1 protein-coding gene is annotated in these 882 nt (G+C 74.9%); it reads left to right on the forward strand.

Going from position 1 to position 882, the window contains the following annotated elements; genetic code table 11:
* Positions 1 to 882: condensation domain-containing protein (locus SCA03_RS34810; RefSeq protein WP_230989123.1), on the forward strand; the 882-nt coding region annotated here is incomplete at both ends.

An 882-nucleotide genomic window follows, 5' to 3' on the forward strand; every position in this document is an offset into this window, starting at 1 on the left:
CGCCACCCGGCTGATCGCCCGGGTCCGCTCCGCGCTGGACGTCGAGCCGACGCTGCGTGCCCTGTTCGAGGCGCCGACGGTGGCCGGTCTCGCGGCCCGGCTGGCCGGGGCGGGCCGTCCCCGTCCGGCGCTGACGGCCGCCGCGCGGCCGGAGGTGCTGCCGCTGTCGTTCGCGCAGCGCCGCCTGTGGTTCCTGCACCGGATGGAGGGCCCGAGCGCCACCTACAACATCCCGCTGGCGCTGCGGCTGACCGGCGCCCCCGGCGCCCTCGACATCGGGGCGCTGCGTGCGGCCCTGGCCGATGTGGTCGCCCGGCACGAGAGCCTGCGCACGGTCTTCGCCGACACGGACGACGGGCCCTGCCAGCGGATCCTGCCCCCGCGGGAGGCGCGTCCCGAACTCCCCGTCGTACCGGCCGACCCCGGCGAGCTGCCCGGACTGGTGGCCAGGGAAGCACGCCACCCCTTCGACCTGGGCGCCGAGATCCCGCTGCGGGCCCGGCTGTTCGCGACGGCGCCGGGTGAGCACGTGCTGGTGCTCGTGGTGCACCACATCGCCGGTGACGGCTGGTCCACCGGCCCGCTCTCCCACGACCTGGCGACTGCGTACGCGGCCCGGTGCGCGGGTGCGGAGCCGGACTGGGCGCCGCTGCCGGTGCAGTATGCCGATTACACGCTGTGGCAGCGCGAGCTGCTGGGTGAGGCGACGGACCCGGAGAGTCTGTTCGCGCGTCAATTGGCGTATTGGCGTGGGGAGTTGGCGGGGCTTCCGGAGTGTGTGGCGTTGCCGGTGGATCGTCCGCGTCCTGCGGTGGCGTCGTTCCGGGGTGGGCATGTGCCGGTGGAGGTGGACGCCGGGCTGCACGCGGAGTTGTTGGAGCT

This window comes from Streptomyces cacaoi, assembly GCF_006539165.1.
GTDB lineage: Bacteria > Actinomycetota > Actinomycetes > Streptomycetales > Streptomycetaceae > Streptomyces > Streptomyces cacaoi.